General features: G+C 49.2%; 14 protein-coding genes. All 14 read right to left on the bottom strand.

The window, feature by feature from the left end; translation table 11 throughout:
• Window positions 1-8: 8 nt before the first annotated feature.
• Window positions 9-422 carry a type VII toxin-antitoxin system HepT family RNase toxin gene (hepT, locus tag ACP158_RS08605; RefSeq protein WP_424945748.1) on the bottom strand — a complete coding sequence of 138 codons (414 nt, stop codon included), beginning with the start codon at window positions 420-422 and terminating at the stop codon, window positions 9-11.
• Window positions 415-828 carry a type VII toxin-antitoxin system MntA family adenylyltransferase antitoxin gene (gene mntA, locus ACP158_RS08600; protein WP_424945747.1) on the bottom strand — a complete coding sequence of 138 codons (414 nt, stop codon included), beginning with the start codon at window positions 826-828 and terminating at the stop codon, window positions 415-417. The genes hepT and mntA overlap by 8 nt, the downstream gene beginning before the upstream one ends.
• 34 nt (window positions 829-862) lie before the next feature.
• The gene (locus ACP158_RS08595; RefSeq protein WP_424945746.1) at window positions 863-2,104 is read right to left on the bottom strand and encodes an ATP-binding protein; all 1,242 of its coding nucleotides are present in this window, start codon (window positions 2,102-2,104) and stop codon (window positions 863-865) included.
• 93 nt (window positions 2,105-2,197) lie between these two features.
• Complete coding sequence (locus ACP158_RS08590) at window positions 2,198-3,820, bottom strand: AAA family ATPase (RefSeq protein ID WP_424945745.1); 1,623 nt, start codon at window positions 3,818-3,820, stop codon at window positions 2,198-2,200.
• The gene (locus ACP158_RS08585; RefSeq protein WP_424945744.1) at window positions 3,817-5,958 is read right to left on the bottom strand and encodes a site-specific DNA-methyltransferase; all 2,142 of its coding nucleotides are present in this window, start codon (window positions 5,956-5,958) and stop codon (window positions 3,817-3,819) included. The genes ACP158_RS08590 and ACP158_RS08585 overlap by 4 nt, the downstream gene beginning before the upstream one ends.
• The gene (locus ACP158_RS08580) at window positions 5,955-7,328 is read right to left on the bottom strand and encodes an ATP-binding protein (protein WP_424945743.1); all 1,374 of its coding nucleotides are present in this window, start codon (window positions 7,326-7,328) and stop codon (window positions 5,955-5,957) included. Before ACP158_RS08580 ends, ACP158_RS08585 begins: the two co-directional genes overlap by 4 nt.
• 210 nt (window positions 7,329-7,538) lie before the next feature.
• Complete coding sequence (locus ACP158_RS08575) at window positions 7,539-7,979, bottom strand: hypothetical protein (RefSeq protein WP_424945742.1); 441 nt, start codon at window positions 7,977-7,979, stop codon at window positions 7,539-7,541.
• Window positions 7,980-7,992: 13 nt separating this feature from the next.
• The gene (locus ACP158_RS08570) at window positions 7,993-9,345 is read right to left on the bottom strand and encodes an AAA family ATPase (protein ID WP_424945741.1); all 1,353 of its coding nucleotides are present in this window, start codon (window positions 9,343-9,345) and stop codon (window positions 7,993-7,995) included.
• Between the two features lie 142 nt (window positions 9,346-9,487).
• The gene (locus ACP158_RS08565; RefSeq protein WP_424945740.1) at window positions 9,488-10,024 is read right to left on the bottom strand and encodes a GNAT family N-acetyltransferase; all 537 of its coding nucleotides are present in this window, start codon (window positions 10,022-10,024) and stop codon (window positions 9,488-9,490) included.
• 114 nt (window positions 10,025-10,138) lie between these two features.
• Entirely contained in the window at window positions 10,139-11,374 is a 1,236-nt protein-coding gene (locus ACP158_RS08560; protein WP_424945739.1) for a M24 family metallopeptidase, read from the bottom strand.
• A gap of 60 nt (window positions 11,375-11,434) precedes the next feature.
• Window positions 11,435-12,217 (bottom strand): carnitinyl-CoA dehydratase, encoded by a 783-nt coding sequence (locus tag ACP158_RS08555; RefSeq protein ID WP_424945738.1) that lies wholly within the window; start codon window positions 12,215-12,217, stop codon window positions 11,435-11,437.
• A gap of 92 nt (window positions 12,218-12,309) precedes the next feature.
• The gene (locus tag ACP158_RS08550) at window positions 12,310-14,430 is read right to left on the bottom strand and encodes an acetate--CoA ligase family protein (RefSeq protein WP_424945737.1); all 2,121 of its coding nucleotides are present in this window, start codon (window positions 14,428-14,430) and stop codon (window positions 12,310-12,312) included.
• Window positions 14,431-14,441: 11 nt separating this feature from the next.
• Window positions 14,442-15,632 (bottom strand): acyl-CoA dehydrogenase family protein, encoded by a 1,191-nt coding sequence (locus tag ACP158_RS08545; RefSeq protein WP_424945736.1) that lies wholly within the window; start codon window positions 15,630-15,632, stop codon window positions 14,442-14,444.
• On the bottom strand, window positions 15,629-16,471 hold the full coding sequence (locus ACP158_RS08540) for an SDR family oxidoreductase (RefSeq protein ID WP_424945735.1): 843 nt from the start codon (window positions 16,469-16,471) through the stop codon (window positions 15,629-15,631). The genes ACP158_RS08545 and ACP158_RS08540 overlap by 4 nt, the downstream gene beginning before the upstream one ends.
• Window positions 16,472-16,492: the final 21 nt, after the last annotated feature.

The raw sequence follows: 16,492 nt of genomic DNA, 5'->3' as shown, positions 1-16,492 counted from the left end.
ATGCAACGCTACTGTGACAAGGCGAGCAAGATGCCGGCGAATGTAATCAAATCGTCGGCATGCTTTTTGACTACATCTTCCACCAGGCGGTAGTTAATCTTCTGATATTCGTGGATAACAATGTTTCTGAATCCCACCATGCCGATAAGTTTCTTTTCCAGTTCGGCATCTATGATGCCCGCCTTCCCCAGTAACCTAAAGCTATCGGCTGTTTCAGTAGGCAATCCCAGTTTTTTCACGCGAATCAAATGGTTTGCCATATCAATGCACTGCTCGCAGGCTCTGTGCAAATTGGCGACAATCGCGTCCTGTCTAAGAAAATCTTCGGAGAAAGGTTTTTCCGATGCTATTGCATAATAATCCCGCGCCTGTTTGATGCGTCGCTCGATGCTGGCTTTTTTCTGCATGAGAATGTCAGACATCGTAAAACCTCCCCCTACTCAATCCGCTGGCAATTATTTCCCGCCTCTCCCTATTCAATTGTTGATAAAAAGACAGTGTCAGCATTTCAAATTCATCGACCGCGTTTTCATCAGCACAATAAATACGCCGCTCGGCGACGATGATTTCCTTGCGCAGGATTACCGAAACCGCATGCAGGTTAATCAAATCAGCACGATCCACCTTTGCCGCAGACGAAACCGCCACCGAAAGGCGACACCATTCCCAAAAATCGACCGCGCGCGCCGTCGTGTATGGCAATAGCACGGCAACATCCACATCGCTGTCCGGTCGTTGATATTCGGTGCCCCAGGTGCCGTAGAGGTAGATGGCCTGGGTGTCAGGGTGGGCGGCGAGGATGGGGGCGGTGATCTTGGGGTGGTTCATAGCAATCATGCCTGCCAAAAGTTACGAGCAATGTTCATTGTTGCAATGACTTTGCAGCGTAGATTGTTAATTTTAATTCTTCACCAATCAATTCATAGACCGGCCGTTTGCCGCTGAGTTGTTCAGTGTCGTTGAATATGATGCCAACACCTTCGCCCCGGCGTTCCAAAAAATACTTTCTATTAACGGAATCATTCATCCCATCATCAATTTTTAATTCAGACAAAAGACGCGATAGTAGTTCATTGCGTGTAAATTGATTATCAATCATATTTTCAACAGTTAAAGTATTCGCCAATGCTCCGGGAGAATATATTTCCAGCCGATCGGAAAACATAAATAGGCGGATTTTTGATCCATGTTTAGCGTAGTCACGGTGCACTACCGCATTGACTAATGCTTCAAATACAGCTCGCATGCTGTACTGTGGTTTCTCTTCTCTGCCAACCTCTTTTTTTGCGGAAATATGGTTGTATTGATTAACAAAATTATACGCGCCTATTATCTGTTTATCTAAGGGTCCATGATAATCTTTTGCGTCGTTTTGATAGTTAGCATCTTTGGTCTTACCTCTATAAAAAACGGCTTGGATATAACTGTTGTAGATGTGGCCATCAGGTGTAGGGTTGCACATCAAAATCCCGGAAACTGTCGCATTCAAAGTATCGTTGTTTGATACCAGCAGTCTGCGCTTGCACAATAGTTGTGTGTCGTCATCGCTGATAAACCGCATGTATAATTCTTTTTGCAACGTGTCTTGGTTGGTATTGGGGACAGACTGTTCATCAAAGTTGATGACACGCACTTGGGAACGGCTTTGACCTACCCGCAAAACGTGCGCTGTGCTCATTTTCCTTTTGCTATTGCCGTGCCGGTAAAAATACCCGTTCTTGCTGTTATGGAGCCAAAGGCTGCGCTCAATCTCCACATAAACCAGATGCCTTTCTGCATTTTCATCATTCGGTTCGGGGATTTGTATACTATCCACATAAAAATTGACGATGGGGGGCTCAATGGAATCGTGACAAATTTCGCTGATATGTGTAATCAGAGCCGGTATATCTACGGCATCAATGCCCTTAATTTGATGGGTGCCATCTACAATGCCGAAAATCACCACGCCGCCTGACTGATTGGCAAAAGCGGCAAATTCGTCAGACAAGTGGTCTCTGTGCGTGGTTTTTATTTTCCCACCACTAATCACCACCTCTTTAAATTCTACCCCTGAGCTTTCACCGGCATTGATTTTGTCGAGCATGTCATGAGAGGTCAGCATTATTAATCCTCAAGGTGAATTCTTTTATAACGTTGTATCCGCTCGTTTCTCGATCCCAGAGAAGCATCTTTGGGTTGACTGGTATTTGCTCGCTCATACCGTCACCTCCACAATTTTCATCGTGTCATTGCCAAAAATATCGTTTTTCAATTCTTGGTAGATTGCCGTATCAGATGTAATCAGCGGCACCATAAATTCAGAGACAAACTCTTGCCAATTTCCCCCAGGTTGCGGAATACCAAAATTGTCTTTTGCCGCTATACGGATTGCTTCCGCGGCTTCCTTTACTTTACCATTGCATATGTTTCCGTTTTCAATTTTACCATCACGTAGTTGAATTAAATCGCTTGCCTTTTCTATTCCCACATATTCTTCACACCAACGATGAATAACTTCATCGTCAATGAGATAATTCTCCAGGGCACGCCGATTTAAAACTAACACTCCCTCTTGTCGCGCTTGATTCCGCTCACCGTTGGTCATTTCATCCCGGTCAATTAAAGGAATCACTTCCGCGTTTTCTGCTATGGCCTGGATAACTGATCTAAGATTTTTGACATTTCCACTACCTTTAGCGGATACGAACAGTGTGTCATGAAATTCCTTGCCGAATATTTGGTTATAGCAACGTGCATCAAAACCATCTTTGCCCGGCTCCCCCTCACAAAGAATTATCCGTTTCGGCACAACTAATTTAGCCAGATCATCAAGCGCGATTTCATATGTTTTTTGCCAGAATGCTCGAGTGGGTACAACCGGAGTAATAGTTTCGGGCTTATCAAAATCCCTATCATCAAAATCTAAAAACGCTACTGCCGAAGGATTTTCTTGCTGAAATTCCCGTGCCTTGCGTATCATCCCAATGGAATGCGTGGCAATCCAGAGTTGGCAATATTCAGGGATGAGTTCGTAAAGACAAGCTAACAAATCTTTTTGCAGGCGGGTACTCATGTGCGCTTCTGGTTCATCAATGCAATACACGGTATTGTTAAATGCAGTTCGTTTAATAACTAAATCAAGAATTAAGTCAAATGCCGCCTTTTCCCCACCTGATAGATTCTCATACGAAAATCCCTGTGAGACTCCCTTGTCAAATCTAAAAGTGCTGGCACTTTCAAGCGGATTCCCTAAACTTTTGAGGACTAAATCCGGGAACATTTTTTTCAGGTTGTCCGCTATTTCTCCTATGACGTTGCGCCGAAACTTCTCCATTGTTGTTTTGGGATTCTCTTTTTCAAAGGCATCTTGAAATCCTTTAGAAATAAGCCGGATATAGTTATTGTCTGCTGCCTTATCATCTTGAGAGAAACGAGAAAATCTACGTTCTTCCAAGACAGGAAGAATTCGGGAAAGCTGTTGCTGATCAAAAGAGGAAACATGTCGATAAGCGGTTCGCGGATAAACGGCTCTCCGCCATTCCTCTGGATCCGTGGGAGCTTCTTCGTGAAACTCAATCTTAGTTCGTTCATTTATTCCTCCCCCACTTTGCATGTTGCCAGCGTCCTGAATGCTTTCTTTTCCATAATAGTCCCGCCATTGATTTTCTAGCCCGTAATGGTTCATACTTGCGAAAGCATAAATCGCGTCAAACACGGAAGACTTCCCGCAACCATTCGGGCCAAGCAGAACAACAAGTTTAGCAGTGTCAGGCAGGCCGGTGATTTTTAAGTCAGTGAATCGCTTGAATTCTTTAAGATGTATGCTTTTGATTTTCATACCGTCACCTCCACAATCTTCATCGTGTCATTGCCAAAAATATCCACCACTTTCACTGCGATTTTGCGGCGTCCTGGGCTACATTCGTGCGTTGCGCTTTTTAGTTCCAGGCTGCGGTCTTTTTTGGTGCGAAAACTTTGCCATTCGTTTTCAAAGATGTAGTCGCCGCTCCACCGTTCTTCGGTCTCGCCGCTTTCTTCATCCCGCACGCGGATGATTTCTCGTTTGTTTTCAAAGTCAAAATCCACCGCCCAGTAATCTATCCAGTCGGTCCATTCTCGGGTTAATACCTCGCGGGAGATGTTACCAGTTTTGTCTTTGCTGATGCGCAAGATCTGCCCTTGCTCGACGACAACCTTGTGCTTGCCGTTTTTAAGCGTTGCTGCGGCGTTTGGGTCTTGAGAATAATGCACCGAGAAATCGGTCAACTCCACCGTTACGGTGGCGGGCATCTTGCTCTTTCCCTTGCCTTTGCCCTTGACGACATGCGCCTTGACTTCAACGAACGACACATCGTGGAACACCACCTGCTCCCGCTCCATCGCACGTTTATCAAACACCTCTGCGGGGATGTATTTCATCGCCAGATTGATGCCTTTGTTTTTCGCCTCGTCCATGATTTGCGGGAACAAACCCATTTCAAATTCAAAGGCGAGGATGTCGGCACGGGTGATGCGTTGCTTGCGACATTCCAAAATAATCTCTTCCACGAACAGGCGTGTCACCGGCAGGTTGATGGGCCCGATGGCGACCATGCGCCCGGCCTTTTTGCCGTGGAACACGCCGGACTGGGCTACCGGTTGCGCGGCGTAGGCTTTCAAAATCAATGCCTGATATTCCCGCGACTTGGCGGCGATTTGCTGTTGTTGCTGTTCGGGACGCAGGCCGGGATTGACGCCGATGTAATGTTGGCGTTCGTATTTGCCGAGGTTGAGAATCTCAAAGGCGCGGTAATCCTGCTTTGCTTCTTTGCGTTGTCGCTGCACGCCAATCATGCGTTTGCGCGTGGTATGTATGGCGAACTTGCCGAGGTCGGAGACGATCCATTTACGCCCCAGTTTTTCCGCCACAGCCGCGGTGGTGCCAGAACCGCAGAAGAAGTCGGCGACGATGTCGTTTTCGTTGGAGGATGCTTTGATGATGCGTTCGAGCAGGGCTTCGGGTTTTTGAGTAGCATATCCAGTAGCTTGCGAATCATTCCTAAAGATTGATGAAATGTCGTCCCAGATGTCCCGTGCTATCACCATTCTGTATTTTTGACCGGGGTTTCCATTTTCACAAAGCTCGCAAACTGTGTCACGCTTCACCCTGAGTCGTTTACCGGAATTTGTATGAGGTTCTGGCAAGGTGGGAACATACGACTTTTGCCGTAGCTGATTGAAAATAGGTGATTCAGATTGCGAATAAAAAAGAATATGATCGTGCTTTTTTAAAAACCCTACGATCTCAGGTATGCCACCAGTCTTGTAGCTCCACTCAATCTGATTTACAAAACAGTTTTTACCAAACACCTCATCCATCACCAACCGAATATAACTATTCACCCGCCAATCGCAATGCACATAAATACTGCCGTCCTCGGCGAGCAGGTCGCGCATCAACACCAGCCGCTCGTGAATCATGGCGATGAACGAATCCGCGCCCTTGCCCCAGGTGTCGCGGTAGGCGAGTTCCTCCAGCACATTCGGTTTCTTGGTGAAGGTGTCGTCACCGATGGCGATGTCCATGGAAAAATCCGCACCCACATCAAACGGTGGATCAATGTAAATCAATTTGATGCCGCCCTGGGCTTCAATTTCCTCGCGCAGGGGACCGTTTTTCAAGGACGACAGGATCAACTTGTTGTCGCCCCAGATGAGTTTGTTGCTCCAGCCGGTCAGTTGCCGCCCGCGTGCATCGGTGTCGAACATATCCTGTTGCAATGCCGCATCCTCCGGCTTCTCCGCACGCGGCTCGTCCACTTGCTCAATCACCTGAAACGGCAGCACCACATTGCACACCTCGTTGCTCTTGCCGTTCCACACCAGTTCCACCTCGCGCTTGTCATCAAACAGCAGGAAACGATACTTATCCGGCAAGGGCTTGCCCGATTCAATGCTCTTTATCGCGTCACGCTTTTCGTTGGGCGTGAGGTTCATAAGGAAAAATCCGGTGCGAGGCGGAGGCCAACAAGATAACAATACAGGCTGGTGGGAAGGTACATCATCTTTTGGTTTCCTATATCAAATTGCCCAGTTTTGGTGCGTGTAGTAAAAGAACAAGCATGCATGTTTGGATGTTTCTTGAGAAATATCCGCAAGGGTCCGCGCTTTTGCCATTGCTCGATATTATTGTCAGACCATTTGACTTCCAAACATCCGTCGGGATGCCCGCGCTCATTAAGGAACACCATGTCTACTTCGCCGCCCTTCCATCTCGCATAGTGAAGCACTTGGTCTTTCAAATGAAACAACTGAGCGAATACCGCGGTTTCGATCAGTGCTCCCGATGGTTCTTGGTTTGTTGATGACCCAAACAGGGCACAATGGATGGAAGGATTGGTTAGATACACCTTGAAAAAATTGACGCGCTTGAAGCGTTTGGCATTTTGATCTATTCGGTGAACGGTTTTGATTAGAAACGCGGCTTCCAGATATTCCAGATAACGTTTGAGCGTGGGTTTGGTAACACCAGAGTTTTGCGAAAGTTTGTCCAGTGATACTTCCTGAGCGGTGTTCCAGGCAAGGGACATGAACAGAGAGTTGAGTTCCTGTATATCTTGAATACCATAAAGGCTCGGCAGGTCGCGTAGCAATACCTTGTCGATGATGTCGCTTCGGACATAACGGCCCATGTCCTGTTGGATGGTTTCGGAAAAAACAATTTCGGGGTAACCACCGATTTGGATGTAGCGGATGAAGTGCTCGTTGAGTGTCTCGATAAAGCCTTCCTCAAGAGTCCACATGTCTTTTTTTAGTTCAATCGGTACATTGATTTCTTGTAAATCCAGATACTCATAGAAGGTCAGTGGTGGCAGAAAAAAATCGGTGAAGCGACCGGCGCCAGACTCAATGCTTTTGAGTCGCAAGGCTGCCGCCGCCGAACCGGATACTACGCATTTGATGTGCGGATGTACATCGACAAACGCCTTCAAGTGCCGCTCCCAATCCCGCAGGTATTGGATTTCATCGAGAAAGAGAAAAACCGGCACTGCCTTTTCCAATAGGCTGGCTCCCAGTACCTTGCCAGCGAGTTCTTCGATGGAAAGATTGGAATAGAGGGGCTGGTCAAGGGATAGATAGGCAATGGAACGCGCAGGGATGCCTTTGTCCAACAGTTTTTGGATGATGTGTTGTAGCAACACGGTTTTGCCTACGCGCCGCGGACCCATCAGCACGACCGCACGACGCACATCCACCGCTTCCACGAGTTCGGCAAGGGGCTCAAAATAGGCACGGGGGCGCATGTCGCGATACATCTGGTCTGTCTGTGACGGCATCTCACTCCACCACGGATTTTCAATGCGCATGCGCTCCAGGAGTTGTTCGTTGGGGATAGGTTGCATAATGGCGGGAGTTTAGCGGGGCTGGGATGAAAAGTCAATATAAGGAAAGTTGACTTATCATACACTGATTTTCTTTGTATTTTCTTTATTTATCAGAAGGTTAGGTATTCACCAAAATACGCAAAACAGTCATTTTCGGCATATTTTCCCCTCATATAAATATTGAGAAAGAACTCAAAATGATCGTTTGCATAAATCCTTCTTGAGAAGGTTTTTGTGTCCGCTACCAGAATATATTTTCCCCCTGGGATCGATAATTGCCTTCTTTTTGAAGTCAGCCATCAGATCTTTATCTCCAGTGTAAAGAAGCCGTGCACCGCTTGCTTTGGCAAGCGCAAGAATATGAATATCATTAGATATATGTTGTCCGAGATTTTCCAAGTGCTCTTTTTCCGGTGCAGTTTGTTTTTCGGTGAATACTCTTGCTTGCCCTTTTCGAACATACTCTAAAAGTCTGTATTTGACCGTTTTTAATTCTTCCCCATATTTACCATCAGTGGTATAAACAAATGATCCTCCTTTTTGAGCAAGCCAAATGTGTATGGGTTGCGTATCATCCGATGGGGGATCTTTCAGGAAATCATGTATTTTATTCGTGTCAATAATGATGCACATGGCCACAGTCTCGTTATGAAAAACCAAGTAATTTATCGCTCTCTTTCATAAAGAAGTCTCGGTAGCCTGGAGGGGTATCAATGAGATTCCCTTGCTTATCTACTTTAATGTTGTGAATCTTTACAGACCCTCCCCTTTTCTCTGGATCAAAATACAAAATGGATACATCATCGGGGTTTTTTATAATTCCATCACGCACTGATATCCGCATTCTGTCAATGATGTAGTCGCTGTGCGTCTCAATTAAGAAGGAATGTCCTTTCTTGGATACAGATTTAGCCAGGAAGGTGGAAAACTCTGCTTGTGCGCGTGGATGCAGGTGTACCTCTGGTTGCTGCAATAGAAACGTTGTTCGACTTGAGTGTATGATTTCAACCAGAATAGGTAGTATCTGATTAACTCCGTAACCGACATCTATGATGTTGGACTGAGGTCCTGTTCTAACTTTCACCCGCAACTGGAAGGAATCATTGATCTGTTTACCGTGGCCCTTGATTTTAATATCAGAAAACAAGCCAGATTGATTGCCGAACTCCACTAAATCCTCGTGCAACGTATCCCACTTTTTATCTTTAGTGCGTAGCAAGCGCATCATCAGCATGGGAATATGATCGCCCTCTGGAGTAGAAACTTCAGTGATTGGGTCGTAGGTGCGTTTTGGTTTTGATCGCAAGGGAGCAATTGATTTTTCCTCCCCAAGCCAATAAGGTTTAATGTTAGTTATTGAATTCGCTGCATGGTGAATTGCTAATTTTTCACTCAAAAACTTATTTAATATGTCAGCTTCTTTTTCTTCGATGTCTATTATGTTTAAAATTCTTTCCTTATCTGGTGGGTAAAAACCTCTTCCAAGAAGAATAAAAAATAAATAAAGTTCATCATAATGAAATCTTGTTCTCTTTGCTTTTATAGTGTGACCTGGGATTTTTAGAATAATATTTTGGTCCTGAGTAATCTGTATTTCTAGATAAGATTTCTCAGATATTTGGAAACGCAAAGATGTAATCGCTGGTTCAAACCCTTTTTCAGTGAATCGCAGAAAAATATCGTGCTTGTTGTTTCCATCATCCATGCTACAACCCAACATAAAATCGTCTCTCCCGTTAGATTTCCCTCGCTTTGATCTATAAATATCCCTGAATGCGCCCATCTGAAAGGGTTCCACATTGAAATTTAAATGCCACAGCATCGTGGGAGCATATTGATGGCCATTCAATACCTGATGTAATGCTCGATAACTTCCCAGGAAAGAGGTTTTGCCGGTACTGTTTTCACCAACGAGCAGAGTGATGGGGCGAATATTTGCCCGCTGTTCTCCTTCAAAACAGCGCACATCTTTTATAATAAATTCACGCAATTTACTCATCGTTTTTCCCCGTAATAGATGTCTGGCGAGATTGTCTTACCGATTGTATGCTCTGCGCATCACCTCGCCCCCAAAATCATCATCGCATCATTATAAGGCATTGTCACCAGCATGTGTCGCTTCACTGCTGTCCCATTAACTTTCACAGCAACGAGGCTTGATTGCGATTGAAGCCGGGCCTGGCGGGATTTTCGCCGAGTAGTGTCTTGGTCAAAATTTTTTCCATAAAAACCGACAGCGGATCCTCCGTATAATCGCCGAAGCAGGCGCGGTGGCGATAGTTCGATTTTTCATATAAACCAATGGCTTCAAGTTGATGGATGCCGGTTTCAAGTCGCACAATTTTGACGCCTTTTTTACGCGCATCATTTTCAAGATACGCCATGATAAGTTTGGATATACCCTGGCCGCGCTCTGCTGCCCTGACGTAGACCCTTTTAATCTCGCCATAGTCACAATCGTGGCATAAATACTTTATCGCCCCAATGCCGAGCAAGTTATTTTCATGGCCATGTTCATCGTACGCGCCGACAAAACAGACATTGGGCTTAACTAATTGTTTGGCAGGGTCCAAATGGTTTGATGGTTCCGGGTAGATTGCCCGATGATAGTCATCCAATTCAGAAATCAAGGCTCGAACGCCAACATCAATCGGGTTGGTTGGTCGTATTTCGATCATGTTTTTAAGCCGGGTGCGAAATAATTCCGACCGTGATAGGTTGCCAGGCAGCCGTGCATAAAAACCAGACGCACTTCATTATAACCACTCCTATGATCAGTTCTATAACCAAGCCTACAACCAGTCCATCTCCATCGGATAGCGGGTCAACTGTCTTACACCCTCTTTTGTTACCAGCACCTGCTCTTCGAGTTTGACCCCTTCGCCGGACTTTTCGCTGCCGATATAGGACTCCACGCACAGAGTCATGTTTTCCGCGATCATCCCATCATAGCCTTTTTCCGCATAGTCGCTGAGGTGCTTGATGCTCGGATATTCGTCGGCCAGGCCGACGCCGTGGATGATCGAGCCGTATTTGTCATCGGCAAACTCCGCCGGGATTTTCCACGCGGCTTCTGAAACTTCACGGAAAGTCATGCCCGGCTTGATTACGGATTTGTTGTGCTGAATTTGCTCATACGCCAAGGCGTATATTCGGCGTTGCTCGGCGCTGGGTTTGTCGCCGCACACCCAGCTGCGCGACATATCCGCGCAATAGCCATAAGGGCCGATCAAATCCGTATCGAAACTGACCATCTCGCCGCGGGCGATGACCCGCATCGAACATTCCCGAAACCACGGGTAGGTTCGTGGCCCCGAGGACAACAAGCGGGTTTCAATCCATTCGCCGCCGAGGGATATATTGGCTTCATGCAGGTTCGCCCACAATGCGTTTTCGGTGATGCCGGGTTCAAGCGCGGCGCGCATTTTTCCAATGCCAATCTCGCACACGTCGATTGCACACTGCATCAGCACTAACTCTTCCGCCGATTTGATTGCCCGCGCCAACTCCATAATCTCTTGCCCGTCATGGATGACAATGCCGCGGTTAAGCAATGGCTGGCAGCCAGTGTACGACAATCGGTCGATGGCAAGGCGCGAATTTCCGCCGCCGTGCTGCTTGATTAAATCGGTAATCTGCGCGGCGAAATTTTCCGCTTTTTCCTGCGTGCGGTTTCCTGCGGTGAAAAAATAAAAAGACGAATGAACCCGATATTCATCGATGGTCGGAATGCCTTCCGCCAAGTGGGGATAGTTGCCGTAGTCAAAAAGAACCAACGGGCCTTGCGTGGCGATGAAAACGCATCGGGTTTCGTAATGCGCGCACCAAACCTGCATGTTGGTGGCGTCGCAGGCATATCTGCAATTTATCGGATCGAACAGCAAAATGCCGGCGTAGTCGCGCAGGCGCAATTGCTCGTGAATGCGCGCCAAGCGGTATCTGCGGACGCGGTCTATGTCAACCGGCGGCTCGCTGTATTCCATCGCGCCATGCTGTCGCGCCACCACATTTCCACAAGAAAGATTCATCGCCACAATAAGAATAAACCGCGTATTCTTATTTTACACCGTGGTGGTGGCGAGCAAGACCTACTTGCCGGTCCATACCGGTTTGCGCTTTTCCACAAACGCTAACGCACCTTCATGCATATCTTCACTGTTATACAACTCGTTCACGGTTTTAAGCGTCTGCGCATTAACCAAATCGATGGATTCCTGAAATGACAGTGTCTCGGTTGCGCGAACGGTCTCCTTGATCGCCGCAAAAACCAGTGGCGGGCCTTGGGCAAGCGTCTGCGCCAATTCGCCGGCCCTATCCATTAGCGCATCGGCCGCGACAATTTCATTCACCAAGCCCCATTTAGCCGCTTCTTCGGCATCCATCCAACGACCGGTCAACAACATCTCCATAGCGATATGGTGCGGCAGCCGTTTGGGCAGCTTGATGGCGGCCGCGTCGGCCAAAGTGCCGGCGTTAATTTCCGGCAAGGCGAATGACGCATGCTCGGCGGCGATAATAATATCGGCGGATATCATCAACTCGAATCCACCGCCGCAGGCGATGCCGTTGACCGCGGCGATAATCGGCTTGTTCAAGTCCGGCAATTCCTGCAACCCGCCAAAACCGCCGGCGCCAAAATCAGCCGTTACGCCCTCGCCTTCCGCCGCCGCCTTCAAATCCCAGCCAGCACAAAAAAACTTTTCCCCGGCGCCGGTAATAATGGCTACACGTAATTCGGGATTATCACGAAACCCCGCGAACACTGCGCCCATCTCGCGGCTGGTCGCGCTGTCGATGGCGTTGGCTTTCGGCCGGTCCAGCACCACTTCCAGCACCGCGCCGCGAATATTTGTTTTTACCGCTTCGGACATAATTGTCGCCTCGTAGTTAGGTTCAGAGATGATTGATTGTAGCACTATCAAAAATGAGTATGCCGACGGCTATCGCGGCAAGATGAAATTCATCACAACTTGCGCATGCGAACCAGCGCATCGGCGGCGACCACGCCTTGGCGCCTGCCTTTGACCATCAGCGGATTTATCTCCAGTTCCACAATGTCATCTTTCCTTTGTTGCACAAGATTAGCGATGGCAAGCGCGGTGTCGACCACTTTATCGACATCGGCCAGCGGCCGGCCGCGAAAGCTATTCAGCAACGGCCAGGTTTTTAATTTTTTCAACGCGCGGATAACCTCATCCCGACAAATCGGCAACAACAAAATTTCACTATCGCCGATCAACTCAACCATGGTGCCACCAAACCCGACTACCAGATAGTGGCCAAATTGCGGGTCGTGGCTTACGCCGAGCAATAATTCCGCGACCGCGTCTTCCACCATTTCCTCGACCAGCAATGATTCTGAAATGTTCAGTAATCGCTCGACCTCTTGTTCAAGTTGTTGCACTGAGGCGATGCCGACCACGACAGCATTCAATTCTGATTTATGCGTCATTTCCGCAGCCACCGCTTTGAGCGCGAGCGGATAACCGATTTTTGCCGCCGCCCGAGCCGCCTCGGCTTGGCTGGACACCAGCGATGATGCGGGCACCGCTACGCCGGCTTGCTTTAGCAACTGCTTGGCTTGATATTCATCCAGCCCATAAACCTGATGCGCTTCAACCGCCGTTGTGCTGACTTGAATTTTCGGCGGCAAGCGCCGTCCGTCTCGGATCATGTTCCAGGTCATGCCGATGCGGCACGCCGCTTCAATGGCGGCCAACGCTTGCTGCATGCCTTGCAGCGGCGTGATGCCGTTTTCGATCAATTTTTCCCGCACCGAATCGGTCATGGTTTCCGACATAATAGACACCGTCGCCGCCGCGCCGCCGCTATGCGCGCGCGCGTCGATAAACGCCTGTATGGCGTGTTCCCACTCCTCGGCATCACCACCCGTGACCTGCGGAATATCGATAATCAGTAGATTTAAATCATATTTGCCGTCCATCATTGCCGAAAATGTTGCTGTCGACCGCTCCTGATCGCCCCATATAAAGGTGTGGTAATCCAGGGGATTATCGACGTTGACATATTCATTCAGCGTGGCCTGCAACTTTTTCTTATGGTCGGGTTCGACTTTCGGAAAGTGAATCTCTCTAGCGACTGATAAGTCGGCAATCAACGCCGCCTCGCCGCCTGAGCAGCTCATTGAGGACAGGCGGTTGCCCGTCAGCGGCCCGGTCACCGCGACCAGTTTCAACGCCTCCAAAAACTCTTCTATAGTCTCTACCTGCCCTATTCCCAGGCGTTCAAACAAGGCGGTATAAAGCTCGCTTTCCCCGGCCAGGGTGGCTGTATGGCTCAGCGTGATTCTCGCGCCAAGGTCCGACTTGCCGGTTTTCAATGCGATGATCGGAATGCGTTTTGCATGCGCCCGATGCGCCAGTTCCACAAACAACGGCAAGTTGTTCAAGCCCTCGATATGGATGCCAATGGCGGTAATTTTGCCGCTGTTCATGTTTGCGTTCATGTTTGCGTCCAGGGCCGCGGCGATGCACTCTTCAATGCCCAGCACCGCTTGATTGCCGACCGTCACCAACCAGGCCACCGGCAAGCCGCGTTGCTGCAGGGTGAAGTTGATACTGACGTTGCCGCTGCATGAAAAAATCGCCACGCCGGATTCGCTGCGCGTCAAGCCGTGTTGCTCGGGCCATAATGCCGCGCCCGACAAGGTGTTGATATAACCGAGGCAGTTGGGGCCGAACACCGGCATGTCGGCCGCGGCGTGCAACAGTTGACGATGTCGCGCAACGCCGTCGGCGCCGACTTCCCGAAATCCGGACGAGTAACAAATCGCGCCGCCGGCGCCGGCGTGGTTCAGTTGCGCGATGATGTCGATCGCGTCGGCCGCGGGGATTGCCACAAAAGTCGCATCCGGCGCGGCCGGAACCTCGTCGAGCAGCTGCGCCAGGGAATTGAAACAAGGCAAGCCTTGCATCGTCTTGCGCTTGCGATTAATCGGCCAGATATCCCCTGCAAAACCAAATTTCAGGCACTGTTCGACTACTCGATCGGCTTCTTTTCCACCGACCACGGCGATGGATTTAGGGTTAAGACAACGCGCCACGCGTTGCGCGTCGACCGTCATGCGCGGCGTCCTTATTTGTTTTCCAGCGGCCGCAACAGTGACCGGGAAATGATTAATCGTTGAATCTCGCTGGTGCCTTCCCAAATCCGTTCAACTCGGGCATCGCGCCAGATGCGCTCCAGCGGCAAGTCGGACATCAAGCCCATGCCGCCATAAATCTGGATCGCCTCATCGGCGATGAACGCCAAGGCTTCGGTCGCCGACAACTTTGCCAACGCCGCATCCATGTCGCTCATCGCCGCATTTGTATTTGAATTGGCATTTGCCTTTGCCGCAGCCTGGTAGGTGATCAACTCGGCCGCGCGGCGGCGCATTTCCATGTCTGCCAGTTTGAAGCCGACGCCCTGAAACTTGCCGATGGTTTGATTGAACTGCTTGCGCGTGGCCGCATATTCGCACGCCAGTTCAAAGGCGCGGTCGCAACGCCCCAGGCAAATCGCCGCCACTTGCAGGCGGGTGTTGCCGAGCCAGTCATTGGCGATGGCGAAGCCTTGGTCGACCTCGCCCAAAACTTGACGCGTCGGCAGCCGACAATGATCAAATTCCAGAATGCAGTTGTGATAGCCGCGATGCGAGACGCTGTCGTATCCATGTCGCACATGAAATCCCGGGCTGTCCATGTCCACCAAAAAGGCGGTGATTGTTTTGCGCGTTCCTCTGCGCGAATCGAGCTGCGTCTCCTCAACACCGGTAGCGGCAAATAAAATCACGAAATCGGCGACCTCGGCGTGACTGATAAAATGCTTCGTGCCATTAACTACAAAATCATCTCCATCCCGTTCCGCTTTACAGGACATCGACCGCAAATCAGACCCGGCCCCGGGTTCGGTCATCGCCAGGCAATCTATTTTCTCGCCCTTGATGCATGGAAAAAGGTATTTCTCCCGTTGTTCGCCAACACAGGCCTGTAATATATTACTCGGCCGGCCAACGGTATATTGCAAGGCCATGTTCGCCCGGCCCAACTCACGATCAAGCATACACATCGAAAGCGCATCGAGACCGCCGCCGCCCAAATCTTCGGGCATATTGGCAGCGTAAAGCCCAATCGCAAGCGATCGATCAATAATTTGCTGTCTCAATTCTGCCCGGACTTCGCCGGTTTTCTCAACTTCTTGTTCGTAAGGATAGAGTTCTTCCTCGACAAAACGCTTGGCGGTTTCGATTAACCGCAACTGTTCTTCGGTGTGGTCAAAATTCATCTTGCTTCACCTCGCGCTACCGTCATGTCGTCAATGGTCATGTCGTCCAACCCGCCATAATGTTCCAGATGCCCGTCCACATTCATAATTTGCCCGGTGACTTTCGCGGCATTTTCGGAAGCCAGAAAAAGCGCCATGTCGGCGATATCCTGGCCCGATATGAACGTTCGCATTGAACAGCTTCTAGTATAGTTTCTTCGCACTTCCTGTTCGGAAATTTCTTTTTCCTTGGCTTCCGCCGCAATCACCCGATCCATGCGCTCACCATCCACACTACCCGGGCAAATGACGTTTGCGGTAATGCCGTATTGTCCCAACTCCATAGACAAGGATTTGGTCAAGCCGATGACCGCCCACTTCGCCGCGCAATAGGCGGCGCGCAACGGATAGCCATGCCAGCCAGCGGTGGACGAGATGTTGATGATGCGTCCCGCGCGTTTTTGTTTCATTGCCGGGATGGCTTTTCGTGAGCACATAAAGGTGGCATCGAGGTTGACCGCAAAACATTCCCGCCAATCGGCAAGCGACACCTGCTCGGCCAGTGCCGTGGGGCCCGCGCTGCCTGCACAATTTACCAACACCTCAATGCCGTCAAATTGTTCAAAATGCCTGGAAAAAATTCGCTCGACTTGATCCTCTTTGGAGACATCCGCTTGTGTGACCAGCGCCTCAGGAAAGTCCGAGCTTGCCAAATCCGATTTTAAAGTCACCAAGGCGCTTTTGTCGACATCCACAATGTGCACGCACGCGCCCGCATTGACAAATGATGCGACGATATATCTGCCGATACCGCCCGCGCCGGCCGTGACTAAAACCGATTTATCATGTAAGGATTTCATGGCAAGAATTTCATGACAAAA

It is taken from the genome of Candidatus Spongiihabitans sp. (genome assembly GCF_965247905.1).
Classification (GTDB): Bacteria; Pseudomonadota; Gammaproteobacteria; order Arenicellales; family Poriferihabitantaceae; genus Spongiihabitans.
Note: the sequence above shows the minus strand (reverse complement) of the source record. Positions and strands in the feature narration are given on the sequence as shown.